This is a genomic window from Streptococcus sanguinis (assembly GCA_013378335.1).
Lineage (GTDB): Bacteria > Bacillota > Bacilli > Lactobacillales > Streptococcaceae > Streptococcus > Streptococcus sanguinis_I.
The window spans coordinates 1645805-1661190 of record CP040556.1 but is presented as its reverse complement, the minus strand read 5'-3'; the positions used below and the strand labels follow the sequence as shown (position 1 = coordinate 1661190).

General features: G+C 43.6%; 16 protein-coding genes. 12 read left to right on the top strand and 4 right to left on the bottom strand.

The window, feature by feature from the left end:
* The first annotated feature begins 58 nt into the window (after positions 1 to 58).
* From arcC to FFV08_08495, 3 genes are all read left to right on the top strand, one after another.
* Positions 59 to 1006, top strand: coding sequence for a carbamate kinase (gene arcC / locus FFV08_08505; protein ID QLB52637.1), 948 nt, complete (start codon positions 59 to 61; stop codon positions 1004 to 1006).
* A gap of 205 nt (positions 1007 to 1211) precedes the next feature.
* A complete protein-coding gene (locus FFV08_08500; protein QLB52636.1) occupies positions 1212 to 2723 on the top strand; it encodes a YfcC family protein in 1512 nt (503 codons plus the stop codon).
* A 21-nt stretch (positions 2724 to 2744) separates the two neighbouring features.
* Complete coding sequence (locus FFV08_08495; protein QLB52635.1) at positions 2745 to 4082, top strand: Sapep family Mn(2+)-dependent dipeptidase; 1338 nt, start codon at positions 2745 to 2747, stop codon at positions 4080 to 4082.
* Positions 4083 to 4221: 139 nt separating this feature from the next.
* On the opposite strand, the gene FFV08_08490 is transcribed toward FFV08_08495, so the two are convergent.
* From FFV08_08490 to FFV08_08480, 3 genes are read right to left on the bottom strand one after another with little or no spacing between them, the layout of a single operon-like run.
* Positions 4222 to 4692 (bottom strand): arginine repressor, encoded by a 471-nt coding sequence (locus FFV08_08490; protein ID QLB52634.1) that lies wholly within the window; start codon positions 4690 to 4692, stop codon positions 4222 to 4224.
* 16 nt (positions 4693 to 4708) lie between these two features.
* Positions 4709 to 5737 carry a tRNA preQ1(34) S-adenosylmethionine ribosyltransferase-isomerase QueA gene (gene queA / locus FFV08_08485; GenBank protein QLB52633.1) on the bottom strand — a complete coding sequence of 343 codons (1029 nt, stop codon included), beginning with the start codon at positions 5735 to 5737 and terminating at the stop codon, positions 4709 to 4711.
* A 9-nt stretch (positions 5738 to 5746) separates the two neighbouring features.
* Positions 5747 to 5926 (bottom strand): hypothetical protein, encoded by a 180-nt coding sequence (locus FFV08_08480; protein ID QLB52632.1) that lies wholly within the window; start codon positions 5924 to 5926, stop codon positions 5747 to 5749.
* 134 nt (positions 5927 to 6060) lie between these two features.
* Here FFV08_08480 and nagB point away from each other — a divergent pair, with 134 nt between their 5' ends.
* The 3 genes from nagB (at position 6061) to FFV08_08465 (ending at position 9538) form a co-directional block, all read left to right on the top strand.
* Positions 6061 to 6768, top strand: a complete 708-nt coding sequence (gene nagB / locus FFV08_08475) for a glucosamine-6-phosphate deaminase (protein QLB52631.1) — start codon at positions 6061 to 6063, stop codon at positions 6766 to 6768.
* A gap of 150 nt (positions 6769 to 6918) precedes the next feature.
* Positions 6919 to 8274: a D-alanyl-D-alanine carboxypeptidase gene (locus tag FFV08_08470; protein QLB52630.1), complete on the top strand. Its 1356-nt coding sequence runs from the start codon at positions 6919 to 6921 to the stop codon at positions 8272 to 8274.
* Between the two features lie 94 nt (positions 8275 to 8368).
* Positions 8369 to 9538, top strand: a complete 1170-nt coding sequence (locus FFV08_08465) for an MFS transporter (protein ID QLB52629.1) — start codon at positions 8369 to 8371, stop codon at positions 9536 to 9538.
* Between the two features lie 149 nt (positions 9539 to 9687).
* Here FFV08_08465 and FFV08_08460 read toward each other — a convergent pair whose 3' ends face one another.
* A complete protein-coding gene (locus FFV08_08460; GenBank protein QLB52628.1) occupies positions 9688 to 10047 on the bottom strand; it encodes a hypothetical protein in 360 nt (119 codons plus the stop codon).
* Positions 10048 to 10242: 195 nt separating this feature from the next.
* On the opposite strand from FFV08_08460, the gene FFV08_08455 reads away from it, so the two are divergent.
* The 6 genes from FFV08_08455 to FFV08_08430 all read left to right on the top strand — a co-directional run bounded on the left by FFV08_08455 (position 10243) and on the right by FFV08_08430 (position 15380).
* Positions 10243 to 11676, top strand: a complete 1434-nt coding sequence (locus FFV08_08455; protein ID QLB52627.1) for a 6-phospho-beta-glucosidase — start codon at positions 10243 to 10245, stop codon at positions 11674 to 11676.
* An 89-nt stretch (positions 11677 to 11765) separates the two neighbouring features.
* Positions 11766 to 12005 carry a hypothetical protein gene (locus tag FFV08_08450; GenBank protein QLB52626.1) on the top strand — a complete coding sequence of 80 codons (240 nt, stop codon included), beginning with the start codon at positions 11766 to 11768 and terminating at the stop codon, positions 12003 to 12005.
* Positions 12006 to 12118: 113 nt separating this feature from the next.
* Complete coding sequence (locus tag FFV08_08445; protein QLB52625.1) at positions 12119 to 12433, top strand: PTS cellobiose transporter subunit IIB; 315 nt, start codon at positions 12119 to 12121, stop codon at positions 12431 to 12433.
* Between the two features lie 48 nt (positions 12434 to 12481).
* Positions 12482 to 14473, top strand: coding sequence for a PRD domain-containing protein (locus FFV08_08440; protein QLB52624.1), 1992 nt, complete (start codon positions 12482 to 12484; stop codon positions 14471 to 14473).
* A gap of 67 nt (positions 14474 to 14540) precedes the next feature.
* Complete coding sequence (locus tag FFV08_08435) at positions 14541 to 14867, top strand: PTS cellobiose transporter subunit IIA (GenBank protein QLB52623.1); 327 nt, start codon at positions 14541 to 14543, stop codon at positions 14865 to 14867.
* 9 nt (positions 14868 to 14876) lie between these two features.
* A complete protein-coding gene (locus FFV08_08430) occupies positions 14877 to 15380 on the top strand; it encodes a hypothetical protein (GenBank protein ID QLB52622.1) in 504 nt (167 codons plus the stop codon).
* Positions 15381 to 15386 lie beyond the last annotated feature (6 nt).

The following is a 15386-nucleotide window of genomic DNA, read 5'->3' as shown; positions in this document are numbered from 1 at the left end:
AAAATCTACTAAAATAAATTGGAAGCGCATTCTTTGGAGTGCATTAAAGGAGAATTAAATGGCAAATCGTAAAATCGTTGTAGCCTTGGGAGGAAACGCCATCCTTTCATCTGACCCATCAGCGAAAGCACAGCAGGAAGCCTTGGTGGAAACTGCTAAACACTTGGTGAAATTGATTAAAAACGGGGATGACCTTATTATCACCCATGGGAATGGTCCGCAAGTAGGAAACTTGCTGCTGCAACACTTGGCTGCAGATTCTGAAAAGAATCCTGCCTTCCCACTAGACTCTCTTGTGGCTATGACAGAAGGCAGCATTGGCTTCTGGCTGCAAAATGCTCTGCAAAATGCTCTCTTGGATGAAGGTATTGAAAAGAATGTCGCTTCTGTTGTGACGCAAGTAGTGGTGGATAAGAACGATCCAGCCTTTGTCAACCTCAGCAAGCCAATCGGTCCATTCTACTCAGAAGAAGAAGCAAAAGCGGAAGCTGAAAAGAGCGGAGCGACTTTCAAAGAGGATGCTGGCCGCGGTTGGCGTAAGGTTGTTGCTTCACCAAAACCAGTGGATATCAAGGAAATTGAAACCATTCGTACCCTTTTGAATCAAGGTCAAGTAGTAGTAGCTGCGGGTGGCGGCGGAATTCCTGTCGTCAAGGAAGACAATGGTCATCTTACTGGTGTTGAAGCCGTTATTGACAAGGACTTTGCTTCTCAGCGCTTGGCAGAGTTGGTTGATGCAGACCTCTTCATCGTCTTGACTGGCGTGGACTATGTCTTTGTCAACTACAATAAACCAGACCAAGCAAAACTGGAACATGTGAATGTTGCTCAGTTGGAAGAATACATCAAGCAAGAGCAATTTGCACCAGGCAGCATGCTTCCAAAAGTAGAAGCAGCTATCGCCTTTGTCAATGGCCGTCCAGAAGGCAAAGCTGTTATCACATCTCTGGAAAATCTGGGTGCTCTGATTGAGTCTGAGAGCGGCACAATTATTGAAAAAGGCTAGGAATAGAACTAGCTGAAAAGCGATAGCAAGTAATCTCTATTGCTGATGGAAATCTTTTCTTGAAAATCATTTATAATTTTCAAAAACACTGGTTTTTTGGATGTTAATATGGTAAAATATAAACAAAGTAAGCGTTTTCTTGTTTACTCATGCAGGGAAATGCAGGTTCGTAACCTCGTTAAAAAATTTTTAGGAGGAAAAACAAATGAGTGAAAAAACAAAAAAAGGGTTTAAGATGCCTTCATCTTACACCGTATTGTTGATAATCATTGCCATTATGGCAGTGCTGACTTGGATTATCCCGGCTGGGGCTTTTATAGATGGTGTGTATCAAAAACAAGCGCAAAATCCACAAGGAATTTGGGATGTCCTGATGGCACCGATTCGTGCTATGCTAGGCACGCATCCTGAGGAAGGCTCCTTGATCAAGGAGACAAGTGCAGCGATTGATGTTGCCTTCTTCATTCTCATGGTTGGTGGTTTCCTTGGTGTTGTAAATGAAACTGGCGCTTTGGATGTGGGAATTGCCTCTATCGTTAAGAAGTACAAGGGTCGCGAAAAGATGCTGATTGTGGTCTTGATGCCTCTCTTTGCTCTTGGTGGTACTACCTATGGTATGGGTGAGGAAACCATGGCCTTCTATCCGCTTTTGGTGCCGGTGATGATGGCGGTTGGTTTTGACAGCCTGACTGGGGTGGCTATTATCCTGCTTGGTTCGCAAATCGGATGTTTGGCTTCTACGCTAAATCCATTTGCAACAGGTATCGCTTCAGCAACTGCTGGTGTCGGAACTGGTGAGGGGATTGTCCTTCGTCTTATCTTCTTGTTTGTCCTGACAGCTCTCAGTACTTGGTTTGTTTATCGCTATGCGGATAAGATTCAAAAGGATCCGACCAAGTCACTGGTTTACAGTACTCGCGAAGAAGACTTAAAACACTTCAACGTTGAAACTTCTTCATCTGTTGAGTCAACACTGAGCAAAAAGCAAAGAATTATTTTAGTATTGTTCATTTTGACATTTGTCCTTATGGTATTGAGTTTCATTCCTTGGACAGATCTCGGTATTACTATCTTTAAGGACTTCAATACTTGGCTGACTGGTCTTCCAGTTCTTGGTAAGATTGTTGGTTCATCTACTTCCGCACTTGGTACTTGGTACTTCCCAGAAGGAGCGATGCTCTTTGCCTTCATGGGAATCCTGATTGGTGTTGTGTATGGTCTGAAAGAAGACAAGATTATCTCTGCCTTTATGAACGGTGCAGCTGATCTGCTTAGCGTAGCCCTAATCGTAGCAATCGCCCGTGGTATCCAAGTTATCATGAATGATGGTATGATTACAGACACTATCCTCAATTGGGGTAAACAAGGACTCAGCGGTCTATCATCACAAGTATTTATCGTCTTGACTTACATTTTCTACCTGCCAATGTCCTTCCTTATCCCATCATCATCTGGTCTAGCCAGTGCAACTATGGGAATCATGGCTCCGATGGGAGAATTTGTCAATGTCAAGGCTAGCTTGATCATCACAGCTTATCAGTCTGCTTCAGGTGTGCTGAATCTGGTTGCACCAACTTCTGGTATTGTGATGGGAGCTTTGGCACTCGGACGTATCAATATCGGTACTTGGTGGAAATTTATCGGCAAGCTGATCGTAGCTATCATTGCTATCAGTATTGGTCTCTTACTCCTAGGAACTTTCTTACCGTTCCTATAAGCTAGAAGCTGAGGTGATTCCATGAAAAATTTTATAACGGAAGAAGTTAAAGAAGATTTTCTTGAATCTTTGAAAACAATCGTTTCTTATCCTTCAGTACTAAATGAAGGTCAAAATGGAACACCTTTTGGACAAGCTATCCAAGATGTCCTAGAAAAAACTTTAGAAATCTGTCAAGGGCTAGGTTTTACAACCTACCTTGACCCTAAAGGTTATTACGGATATGCAGAAATCGGTCATGGAGCTCAGCTCCTGGCCGTTCTCTGTCATTTGGATGTTGTTCCATCAGGTGATGAGTCGGACTGGCAGACGCCGCCCTTTGAAGCTACTGTCAAGGATGGCTGGATTTTCGGCCGTGGGGTTCAGGACGATAAGGGACCTTCTATGGCCGCTCTTTATGCTGCAAAAGCATTGCTGGATAGCGGAGTGGAATTTAAAAAGCGAGTTCGTTTTATTTTTGGTACAGATGAGGAGACGCTTTGGCGCTGTATGGGTAGGTATAACCAACTAGAAGAGCAGGCTACGCTTGGCTTTGCGCCGGACTCTTCCTTCCCTTTGACCTATGCTGAGAAGGGGCTTCTGCAGCTCAAGCTGGAAGGGCCGGGCTCTGATACTTTAGAGCTCGAAGCTGGGCAAGCTTTTAATGTCGTTCCTGCCAAGGCTTCCTATTCAGGCAGCCTACTAGAGTCAGTCGTTGCTGGCTTGGAAGATTTAGGCTATGAATATGAGCGAACGGCAGAAGCAGTAACGGTTATCGGCTTGCCCAAGCACGCCAAGGATGCCGCCCAAGGAATCAACGCCATTATTCGCCTAGCCAAGGTCTTGCAGCCCTTGGATTCGCATCCGGCTCTCGCCTTTCTGGCTCAGGCGGTTGGTGAAGATGCAACAGGCAGCCATCTCTTTGGGCCTGTGTCTGACGAACCGTCGGGCTTTCTTTCCTTTAATGTTGCTGGTCTGACTTTAAGCTCTGACCGCTCTGAGATTCGGATTGACATGCGAATTCCGGTTTTGGCAGACAAGGACAAGCTAGTTGAAAAGCTGGCAGAGATAGCCAGTCAATACGAGCTGACCTATCAGGAGTTTGACTACTTGGCTCCGCTCTACGTACCTTTGGACAGCGAGTTGGTCAGCACCCTGATGGAAATTTATCAGGAGAAAACAGGAGACGACAGTCCAGCTATGTCTTCTGGCGGAGCGACCTTTGCTCGTACTATGCCTAACTGTGTTGCCTTCGGCGCTCTCTTTCCGGGGGCTGATCAGACAGAGCATCAGGTCAATGAACGATTCCGCCTAGCTGATCTGTATCGGGCCATGGATATTTACGCAGAAGCCATTTACCGTTTGGCTACAACACCTTAAATGCTGACTTTTTAAAACCATCTTCAAATCATATTTGTGCTGCCTTGCTCTGGTCAAGTATGGCTTGCTGATTTCCTAATGGGTTTCATTGAGGCAAAAATCGTAAATAGAAAAAGCTGAGGCAATTTCGTCTCAGCTTTTATTTACTAAAGAAAAATGGTGGGGTGAATTCTTTGAGCTTCTCAAAGCAGTCAAGGGCACCTTGGTTATCCTCGCAGATAATCAGACAGACGTCATCACCGCAGACAGTAGCTACAATCTGTGGCAGCTCTAGAGCGTCTAAGATTGCACCGAAAGACTGGGCCAGACCAGGCAGGGTTTTCATGACGACTTGGTTTTTAACTGGCCGCAGCATGACCAAAGCATCCTCCATATAGAAACGAAGGCGTTTTTCCCAACGGGATGGTGCGATGCTATTGATGATATAGTAGGAAGTATCGTTCTCACTGACCTTGACCAGATTGAGTGCTTTCATATCTCGTGAAAGAGTGGACTGGGTTACAATGACGCCGTTTGCTTCCAGATGCTCCTGAAGTTCTTGCTGGGTATGGATTTTTTTCTCCATGATTAAGGAGCGGATGAGACGGTGTCTGCTTTCAATTTTATTCATAAATTTTCACCTATAGTTATTTGATAAACATAGCATCACCAAAGCTGAAGAAGCGATAGCGCTCAGTAATGGCATGCTCATAAGCTTCAAGCGTTAAGGAACGTCCGGCAAAGGCAGAGACTAACATGACCAGAGTTGACTTGGGCAGGTGGAAGTTGGTTGAAAAAGCATCAACGACCTTCCAATCGTATCCTGGCTTGATAAAAATATTGGTCCAGCCAGAGTCAGCCTGAATCTTCCCCTGAAATTTATTGCCAATTGTCTCCAGAGTTCGGATAGATGTGGTACCGACTGCAATAACACGGCCGCCCTTAGCCTTGACCTGACGGAGTGTCTGGGCAGCTTCTTCGGACAGACTGTAAAATTCGGAGTGCATCTCGTGATCATCTAAGCTGTCCACAGAAACCGGTCGGAAAGTTCCCAGTCCGACATGAAGAGTGAGGTAGACCAGCTTGACTCCCTTGGCAGCAATCTGCTCCAATAGCTCTTCTGTAAAATGAAGTCCAGCAGTTGGCGCAGCGGCAGAGCCGTTTTCTTTAGCATAGACAGTCTGGTAGCGTTCGCGGTCTGCCAGTTTTTCGTGAATATAAGGCGGAAGCGGCATTTCTCCCAAACTTTCCAAGACCTCTAGGAAAATCCCTTCGTAGTCAAAGCGCACGATTCGACCACCATGGTCAAGCTCATCTACCACAGTAGCAGTTAAGCGGCCATCTCCAAAGGAAATTTGAGCACCTACTCTGAGGCGCTTGGCTGGCTTAGCTAGCACTTCCCAGTCATCTCCCTGAGTATTTTTAAGCAGTAGCAGCTCGACATGGCCTCCTGTCTCAGGTTTGATACCATAAAGGCGGGCAGGCAGGACACGGGTATTATTCATAACTAGGGCATCGCCGGGCTGGAGCTGATCAATAATCTGGTCAAAGTGCTGGTCGGAGAAGATCCCCGTTTCTTTATCAACCACAAGCAAGCGGGAAGCATCCCTTTTCTCCAAAGGCGTCTGTGCAATCAGCTCTTCGGGCAAGTCAAAATCAAAATCAGCGGTATTCATCGTATCTCCTTATATTGTTTTCATCAGCCAGAGTAGGTAGGCGGCTAGTAGGAAGGGACTAGCTGTAAGCAAGCCTCCCAAAATCAAGCTCAGCATCTGCCAGCCTCGCTGTTTTTTCAAGAGGAAGCTCAGGCTGCAGAGTAAGACTCCGACAAAAAATAAAATCAATAAAACAATCAGTAAAAACATGTCTCTATTATAACACGATTTGCTGCAAAAGAAAGCGAGTACGACTAGAAAGTATGTCTATTTTGCAGACTTTTTCTTGACAAAAATTGGTCTATACCATATAATAGAATTAAGAAAAGATGTGGAGGTGGAAAATGAAAATTATTCAAGTGGAAAACCAAGTAGAAGGTGGCAAAGTGGCTCTCGAACTGCTCAAGGAAAAGCTAGCTCAGGGGGCAAAAACTTTGGGCTTGGCTACAGGCAGCAGCCCAGAAGAATTTTACAAGCAGATTGTTGAGAGCGACCTTGATTTTTCAGAAATAATCAGTGTCAATCTGGATGAATATGTCGGTTTGCAGGCGGACGATCCTCAATCTTATCGCTATTTCATGAACCAGCACCTCTTTAACCAAAAGCCTTTTAAAGCAAGCTTCCTGCCTAATGGCGCAGCGAAAGATTTAGAAGCAGAAGTGGTGCGGTACAATCAGCTTCTTGCAGAGCATCCGGCTGATTTGCAGATTTTGGGAATTGGTACGAATGGTCATATCGGTTTTAATGAGCCGGGGACTAGTTTCGACAGCCAGACTCACTTAGTGGATCTGACACCGTCCACCATTCAGTCCAATGCTCGATTCTTCGACAAGATGGAAGATGTTCCGACTCAGGCTATTTCCATGGGGATTGGCAACATTCTCAATGCCAAGTCCATTATTCTCTTTGCTTACGGTTCTGCTAAGGCCAAGGCTATAGCAGGGACTGTTGAGGGTGAGGTGACAGAGGAGCTGCCAGGCAGTGCTCTCCAGAAGCATCCAGATGTTGTGATTATCGCTGATAAGGAAGCGCTTAGCTTGTTAAAACACTAAGATTTTGAAATTCTAGTTATAAAGCGGACTTTGCCAGATAAAAGTCTCTTAATTTCCTATCTATTTTTTAGGTAGGATTTTTAGATTTATGGTTGACTTTGCGTAAAATATGATATACTAGATAGGTATAATTGTTCTTTGGAGGATCCTGTGAAGAAAAAGCTTTTGTTATTGGGAATTGCGTTCCTGACCTCGTTAGCGCCACTAGCTGCTAGGGCTGATGAATTGGTGGATATGGCTAAAAAGATGTATCCGCATGATAATGTTCAGGCGATTAATCGTCCCAAGTCTTCTCTCGTTATTGACGGCAGTACAGGCGATGTTGTATGGGAGGATAATGTTGATGAGGTGCGTGACCCAGCCAGTATGAGTAAGCTCATGACGCTTTACTTGGTCTTTGAAGCGATTAAGGAAGGAAAAATCAGCGAAAAGACGGTCATTACAGCTACACCTCAGGATCAGGCCATCGCTAATATTTATGAAATTTCTAATAATAAGATTGTCGCAGGTGTAGACTATACCGTAGCTGAGCTGATTACTATGACAATCGTGCCTTCATCCAATGCGACAACTGTCATGCTGGCCAATTATCTATCGGATAATGATCCAGATGCTTTCTTGGATCGGATGAATGCCAAGGCTCAAGAGCTGGGTATGACCAATACCAAGTGGTTCAATGCCAGCGGTGCAGCAGCAATTTCTTTCAAGGGATATTACAATCCTCAGAATTACGATAATACTCTCAGCAACCAGACAACAGCCCGTGATTTGGCGATTCTGGCTTATAACTTTGTCAATTACCATCCTGAAATTCTAAACTATACTAATAAAGCCAAGGTTACCGTTAAAGCTGGAACTCCTTACGAGGAAACCTTTGACACCTATAATTATTCCCTTCCAGGTGCTAAATACGCACTCAAGGGAGTAGATGGTATGAAGACGGGTTCTAGCCCTAACGGTGCTTTCAACTATATCGCGACCATTAAGCGTGGCGATCAGCGCATGATTGCTGTGATTATGGGAGTTGGCGACTGGTCTGACCAAGACGGTGAGTATTACCGCCATCCTTTTGGTAATGCTTTGATTGAGAAGGCTTATGCGGACTACGAGTACAAAAAGCTCCTCTCCAAAGGTGAGCAGGAAATCGATGGCCAGAAGTATAAGTTACCTGAGGATTTCTACGCTACTGTTAAAAAAGGAAGCAAGCCTAAAGTAAAGGTTGAAAACAATGTTCTCAAGGCTGAAAATGGCCTGAAGACCTTGTCTAGCAAAATTTCCGATGAAATGAAAGTTGAGAAAGTTGAGAATCCAGTTGCTCAGGCCATTGAAAACGTAACTGGCAGCAAATCAGAAAGCAAGCCTTGGTATGGCGTGTTCTTCAGCGATAAGATGTTGATTCTGCTGCCTGTTGGCATCCTGTTAATCATTCTATACTTTGAATACCGCAGTCGTCAAAAACGCAAGGCTGCAAAGCAGGAGCGTCGCAGAAATACAGATGTTGAATAAAGGGAATGTCCTCTATCACATACGAACGGAATGAATTTCCAAGCTAAAACTCAGTGATTTTGCTGAGTTTTCTTTCTGTCTTAAGGAGATTTTGATGCGAAAAAAGTTTCACAACAGCTATCTGGCTCATTTTTTACTTTTTAATTTTTTCTTTCTAGCCTACTCTCTTTTTTCGACCCTGATATCAGTCTATATGCAGGACTTAGGCTATTCTAATGCCCAAGTATCTCTAGTAGTGTCGTCTTCCTTTTTTGCGTCCATGTTGGCTCAGCCGATTTTTGGAGTTCTCAGCGACGCTTTGGGCATTAAAAAGATCTTCCTCTTTAGTTTTTTAGCCATGATGGTTGGGGCTGTATTTTTCATGAAAGCGACTCAGCTTTGGCAACTGTTGGTCTGGTATAGTCTGGTCCTCATGTTGATCAACGGGGTCAATCCAGTCATGGATGTTCTGGCAGCTCAAAGTCCTTATACTTATGGCAAGATTCGGATTTGGGGGACTATTGGCTATGCCTTAGGATCTCAGCTGGCAGGACTAATCTATCAAAGAGTCGCACCGCAGGCTATTTTCCCAGTCTTTATTGTCATGATGCTTATCAGCAGTCTAGGACTTCTGGGAATCCACCCCAAGCACGACCGAGCAGCCATAGATAAAAAAGACATCCACAAGCAGACAGGTCTGGGGAAACTCTTGACCAATAAAACCTATCTCTTTTACCTGCTTCTGGTCGCCCTCTACTCTGGGGTGGGGAATACTGGTCATACCTATATCCCGGCCATGCTTCAAAATAGTGGCCTAGAGGTAGATATGGCTTCGACTGTTGTTGCCGTATCAGTTCTGGTTGAAGCGCCTTTTATCTTTTATTCCTATCTCTTTATGGACAAGATTTCGATGAAGAAGCTTCTTTATATCTGTCTGGGAATCATTTTTCTCCAGTACAGCGTTTATGCTTTGGACCTAGGTTTGATTTCGAAAATCGGGATGACTCTTTTATCCAAGCACGTGACTGGCATGGTTTTGATTATGGTGACCTTGAAAATCGTAGCCAGTCTGGTTGATGAAAAATACCTGGTTACAGCCATTGCTCTGGTCCAGACAGCCCGTAGTTTGGGCACCATTCTCATTCAAAATCTGGCCGGCCATTTTCTGGACAGTTGGGGTTACGAAGGAATGAACTTCTTTCTAGCAGCAGTCATCTGTCTAGTCTGTCTGCTGGCCTTCTTTCTGAAATTGCCAGAACGAAAAGGAAATCAATTATTTGGATAATGAAAAACGAGTCGGAGAGGTGTTCTCTCGACTCGTTTTTTGATGGTGTAGATAGTGAAAATCATTAATAAAAGATGAGCTCATTTCAAGACTATTTTTGAGTTCAATAAGGTCATGCTGACAAGAATTGAAGTGATTTTGGAGAAAGATTAGAAGCCAGCAGAAGCGACTTTCATGCTTTCTGGCACAGTAATAATAACTTGTTCAGGTTTGAGTTGGTATTCGTTTTGTAGCCATAGCCGCAAGTCACGGTCTGAAAGTTTTGAAAATCCCTTGTAATAATCAGCTTCTGGGATATATTCCCACTTGCCCGTCTTGAGAAAGTTTGGATTATCCATCAGCTGGGGTTTGCTATCTAGATGTTGAAAATGAATCAGAGTATAGATGAATTTTCCCCGAGCAAGAATATTGGCTCGCAGAAAAATCCCAAGTCGAAAGAAGCCATACCAGATGGCCGGAACCAAGATAACCAATCCTAAAAAACTGGCAAGAAAAATCAACATTGACATGCTAAAAACTCCTTTCTTTATCTGGCTTATTGGATTATTATACGCTTATTTGTAAGCGTTGTCAACGAAAAGAACAGAGCTCTAAAAAGAAAGTTAAGGAGAAGAATTTCCGCTTCGCTGCGGAAATTCTCGCTATTCAAAAAAGCGCTTTCTTGGCTTATAATTGTAGTACCAAATATCAGGAGGAAATGCAGCATGTCAACATTTAAAGATGGATTTCTCTGGGGTGGAGCTGTTGCAGCCCACCAATTAGAAGGTGGATGGAAAGAAGGTGGGAAGGGGATCAGCGTGGCTGATGTTATGACTGCAGCTCGCCATGGAGTTCCTCGGGAAATCACACCGGGCGTCCTAGAAGGCAAGTACTATCCTAACCATGAGGCTATTGATTTTTATCATCGTTACAAGGGCGATATTGCTCTTTTTGCGGAGATGGGCTTCAAGTGTTTCCGGACTTCTATTGCTTGGACGCGGATTTTCCCTAAAGGGGATGAAACGGAGCCTAATGAAGCCGGTCTGCAATTTTATGACGACCTTTTTGATGAATGCCTCAAGTATGGTATTGAGCCTGTTATCACTTTGTCTCACTTTGAAATGCCTTATCATCTGGTAACCGAGTACGGAGGTTGGAAAAACCGTCAGGTGATTGACTTCTTTGTCCGTTTTGCAGAAGTTGTTTTTGAGCGTTATAAGGATAAAGTCAAATACTGGATGACTTTCAATGAAATCAATAACCAAGCAAATTATCAGGAGGATTTTGCTCCCTTCACTAACTCTGGGATTGTCTATAAAGAAGGCGATGATCGCGAAGCAATCATGTATCAGGCTGCCCACTATGAGTTAGTGGCTTCGGCACGAGCAGTTAAGGTTGGTCACGGAATCAATCCTGACTTCCAAATCGGTTGTATGATTGCCATGTGCCCTATTTATCCAGCTACCTGTAATCCGAAGGATATTCTCATGGCTATGAAAGCTATGCAGAAGCGTTATTACTTTACAGATGTGCATGTCTTTGGTCGATATCCTGAGCATATTCTTAAATACTGGGAAAGAAAGGGTATCAAGGTGGACTTTAGCGAGCAGGATCAGGAAGACTTGCTGGCGGGCACTGTTGACTATATTGGATTTAGCTACTACATGTCCTTTGCTATTGACTCCCATCGAGAAAATAACCCTTACTTCGACTATATAGAGACTGAAGATTTGGTTAAAAATAATTTCGTCGAGGCTTCTGAATGGGAATGGCAGATTGACCCAGAAGGCCTGCGCTATGCTCTCAATTGGTTTACCGATCATTATCATCTACCGCTTTTCATTGTGGAAAATGGCTTTGGAGCTATTGACCAGGTGGAAGAGGACGGTATGGTTCATGATGATTACCGGATTGACTATCTGGGTGCTCATATTCGCGAGATGAAAAAAGCCGTAGTAGAAGATGGTGTGGATCTCATGGGCTACACGCCTTGGGGCTGTATTGATCTAGTATCAGCAGGTACGGGTGAAATGCGCAAACGCTATGGATTTATCTATGTCGACAAGGATGACGATGGCAAGGGAACGTATGAACGTTCACAGAAGAAGTCCTTTAACTGGTATAAGGAAGTCATTGCATCAAATGGGGCTAGTCTATAGTTGAGTATAGGAAAACTAAAAAATACAGAGGAGGAGATAGCAAGTTTGCTGCTTTCCGCCTCTTTTTTTGGAAAAATTAGGAGAGAAACATGATTGGAAGTATTGCAGCAGTTTTAACAACATTCGCTTTTTTGCCCCAGGTCATTAAGGTCATCAAAACTAAAGATACCGAATCCATAGCGCTTGGTATGTATCTCATGCAAGTAGTTGGTATTGGTCTTTGGTTGGTGCATGGATTAGCCATTCAAGATTTGCCTTTAATTTCGGCCAACAGTATATCACTGATATTATCAGCCACTATTTTAGCATATAAGATAAAATATAAGTAAAGCTATTTAGGAACTACTTCCGTTTCAATACGGAAAAAAACAAGATGGAGTTTGACAGCGTTTTCATTTATAATTAAAGTGTCAATAAAATTATTTTATAAGGAGAAACTCTTATGGCTAAAGCATTGATTATCTGCGCAGCAGGCATGTCATCTTCACTTATGGCGAAGAAAACGACAGAATTTTTTAAAAGCAAGGGCGATGATATCGAAGTGGATGCAATCAGCGCGACAGAAGGCGGTAAGGCCATAGCGGCAGCTGAATTTGATCTCTATCTCATCAGTCCGCAGACCAAAATGTACTATAAGCAGTTTGAAGAAGCGGCTGCCAAGGTTGGCAAGCCCATCGCCCAAATTCCCCCTCAGGCCTATATTCCTATCCCAATGGGTATTGAAAAAATGGCCAACTTGATTAAGGAAAATATGTGATAGTATAATAAGGGTAGTAACTTATCATTGACGGAAGGAGGAAGAAGTGTGTTGCATCAAAAGGAAAAACACATTCTTCAGTATTTGATGGACAATAGGGACCAATTCATCGCTAGTAAGGAATTGGCTGCCCACTTATCTTGTTCGGACCGTACAGTAAGAAGCTACCTTAAGAATTTGATGGCTATGACGTCTGAGCAGACTGGCTGGACCATCACGGCCAAACAGGGCTATGGTTACCAGTTGAAAATCAGTGATAGAGAAGCCTATCAGGAATTTCTCAAAGCTGAGGTTTTGATGGAAGCTGCCCAGACTAATTTGGAAGGCATTGAAGATCGCTACAATTATATCTTGAACAAGCTCTTGTTTGAGCAAGAAGAAGTTTATTTTGATGATTTAGTCAGCGAACTCTTTGTCAGTCGCTCGACCCTATCTTCGGATTTCAAGAAGATTCGGCAGGATTTGGCCAAGTACGATTTGCAAATTGAAAGCAAGGCAAAGAGAGGTGTCTATGTCAAAGGTAGCGAGCGTAATATCCGCCGCTTTATTATGGATTATTTTTTCCATGATAATTTCTTTTATGTCTTGCATAACTATATCGCTATCGAGATTTCTGGGCGGCCAATCAGCCTGGAAGAATTGACTATTATCGTGTTGGACGAATGCCGTGAAGGCCAGCTGAGAGTGTCGGACTTTGTTATTCAAAATCTGGTCATCCATATCGCGCTGTCCCTTAAGCGCATCGGTGAAGGTTTTCAAATTAGCCAGCTGGACGGCTGCAATCTAAAAGACTATAGTGCAGAAAGTCGGATTGCGCAGCGAATTTTGGATCGGATTCATCTGGCAACAGGTTTAGAATTTCCCAAAGAAGAGGTGGATTATATCACCCTGCATTTGATTTCCAAGGCTGGTTTGAAGCTGGACAAGCAGGAAAAAGGGGACATAGTAGAGCAGTTGCGTGCTCAACTTTCAAGAGCACTGGAAGAAGAGGAAGGTCTTCGTGATTATGCCTTTCAGTCCGACTTTCAGTTGGTGGAAGGTCTGGTCACCCATCTCTCTACCTTGCTTATCCGCCTGAAAAATCATGTCAGAATGGATAATCCCTTGTTAGCAGATATTCAGCAGCAATATGCACCTGTGCTGGCTATGACACGGGATCTTCTGGCGGGCATGCCCTTGTTTGGTGACGAGGAGTTGCCAGATGATGAGGTTGCTTATGTTGCTCTGCATTTTATGGCAGCTATGGAGCGACATAAGGAGAAGCAGAAGTTCAACATTCTCGTCATCTGTGCAACTGGTTATGGTTCAGCTCAGATGCTGAAAAATAGGATTGACCACGAGTTGGGAAATCTTGTTCACATCGTAGATGTGATTGGTTACTATGAGCTCAATGATGAACGTCTCAAAAATATCGACTTTATCATCTCTTCAATCGACTTGTCCAATCTGGTCTTTACACTGCCCGTCTTTACGGTTAGTATTTTCCTCAAACCCGAGGAAATTAAGGAAATCAAGCAGAAGATGGCAAATTTGAAGTCTAAGAAAGGCTGTCGGATGGATATTAAGATCTCCGAGGAAGTGTCAGACTTGGAAGCAGTCTTTGACGATTATTTCTCGCCGGAGTGCTTTATAGTATTGGATCAAGCTGATAAGGAAGAAGCTTTGACTGAGCTTTTGGAGAGAATGGCAGTTGGTGAAGATGGAGAATTCCCAGCTCAGATGCGCAGCTTGATGGAGCAGCGCGAGCGCATGAGTTCCGTTGTCTTTTCGGATACTATCGCTGTCCCTCACCCTATAAAGCCTTGCGCCAAGAAGCACAGGATTGGCTTGACAATCGTCCAGTCAGGCCTGAACTGGTCTGAGGATTATCCTGAAATTAGTTTGATTTTTTTAGCTTCGCCATCCATCTATGACAATGAAGGGATGGACAGGTTGACTTCTAAAATTGTTGATTTGCTGGAAGAGCCAGACCTGCAACAGCAGATACGGGCTTGCCAGACCTTTGAAGAATTTAAACAAATATTCTTAAGTATCAAATAAAAATCTGAGCAGTTTTTTCTGAGATAAACTGCTGAGACTAGCAAGATTTCAAGAAAGGAATGAATCTATGAACCAAGAAGAGTTGCAAGTTGCCGCTTTTGAAATTATTCTTCACAGTGGGACAGCCCGCACCATTGTTCATGAAGCCTTTGCTGATATGCGTGAAGGTCGCTATGATGCAGCAGCAGAAAAGCTGGAAACCTCCAATGAATCCCTGCTAGAAGCTCATCATGCCCAGACTAAGCTCTTGCAGGACTATGCTAGCGGAATTGAAATTAGGATTGAAATCATCATGGTGCATGCTCAGGATCATCTCATGACGACCATGACCCTGCGCGAAGTTGCACTTGAAATGCTCAACCTCTACCGTAAGGTAGAAGAGACCAACAGCTAGGAGAAGAAGATGACGGATAAGGAAAAACAAGAATTAGAAGCAAGGAGGAAAGAATCAGCTTTAAAAACCATGTACTATACTCGGTACTTTTCCGTTCGGTATGCGACAGCTGCTTTCTTTTTTGTCAATCTTTACTGGACCTTGATGCTCTATCTTTCAAATGCCAGGTTGGCTATGATGCTACCGATAGCAGTTGCTCTCTTTGCAGCACTAGCTATGTGGGAGCAGACGCGAATGTACACTATAAATCAAAGAGAGGCAAAATTAACTAAACTTTTTTATGGCATCTCTCTTTCACTAAATGTGCTGCTTATTTTGCTGGTTCTTTTGAATCAATTTTCATTGCTATACCCTTTCTTTACAGCCAGCTCAGCAACGCAAGTCTTTTTAATTATGATTCTTTTAATTGGCATCCTTTTAAACTTTTTAATGCTTGTTAAATTGAATCGTATTAGTCACAGGGCTGATAAACAGTACCAACGCATTCAAAAGTACATGGCTAGTCTTCAGTAGTAAGAA

Bases quoted from the DNA above. Each gene is read 5' to 3' on its own strand.
- arcC (QLB52637.1), top strand. From the start codon at position 59: ATGGCAAATCGTAAAATCGTTGTAGCCTTGGGAGGAAACGCCATCCTT.
- FFV08_08500 (QLB52636.1), top strand. From the start codon at position 1,212: ATGAGTGAAAAAACAAAAAAAGGGTTTAAGATGCCTTCATCTTACACC.
- FFV08_08495 (QLB52635.1), top strand. From the start codon at position 2,745: ATGAAAAATTTTATAACGGAAGAAGTTAAAGAAGATTTTCTTGAATCT.
- FFV08_08490 (QLB52634.1), bottom strand. From the start codon at position 4,692: ATGAATAAAATTGAAAGCAGACACCGTCTCATCCGCTCCTTAATCATG.
- queA (QLB52633.1), bottom strand. From the start codon at position 5,737: ATGAATACCGCTGATTTTGATTTTGACTTGCCCGAAGAGCTGATTGCA.
- FFV08_08480 (QLB52632.1), bottom strand. From the start codon at position 5,926: ATGTTTTTACTGATTGTTTTATTGATTTTATTTTTTGTCGGAGTCTTA.
- nagB (QLB52631.1), top strand. From the start codon at position 6,061: ATGAAAATTATTCAAGTGGAAAACCAAGTAGAAGGTGGCAAAGTGGCT.
- FFV08_08465 (QLB52629.1), top strand. From the start codon at position 8,369: ATGCGAAAAAAGTTTCACAACAGCTATCTGGCTCATTTTTTACTTTTT.
- FFV08_08460 (QLB52628.1), bottom strand. From the start codon at position 10,047: ATGTCAATGTTGATTTTTCTTGCCAGTTTTTTAGGATTGGTTATCTTG.
- FFV08_08455 (QLB52627.1), top strand. From the start codon at position 10,243: ATGTCAACATTTAAAGATGGATTTCTCTGGGGTGGAGCTGTTGCAGCC.
- FFV08_08450 (QLB52626.1), top strand. From the start codon at position 11,766: ATGATTGGAAGTATTGCAGCAGTTTTAACAACATTCGCTTTTTTGCCC.
- FFV08_08445 (QLB52625.1), top strand. From the start codon at position 12,119: ATGGCTAAAGCATTGATTATCTGCGCAGCAGGCATGTCATCTTCACTT.
- FFV08_08435 (QLB52623.1), top strand. From the start codon at position 14,541: ATGAACCAAGAAGAGTTGCAAGTTGCCGCTTTTGAAATTATTCTTCAC.
- FFV08_08430 (QLB52622.1), top strand. From the start codon at position 14,877: ATGACGGATAAGGAAAAACAAGAATTAGAAGCAAGGAGGAAAGAATCA.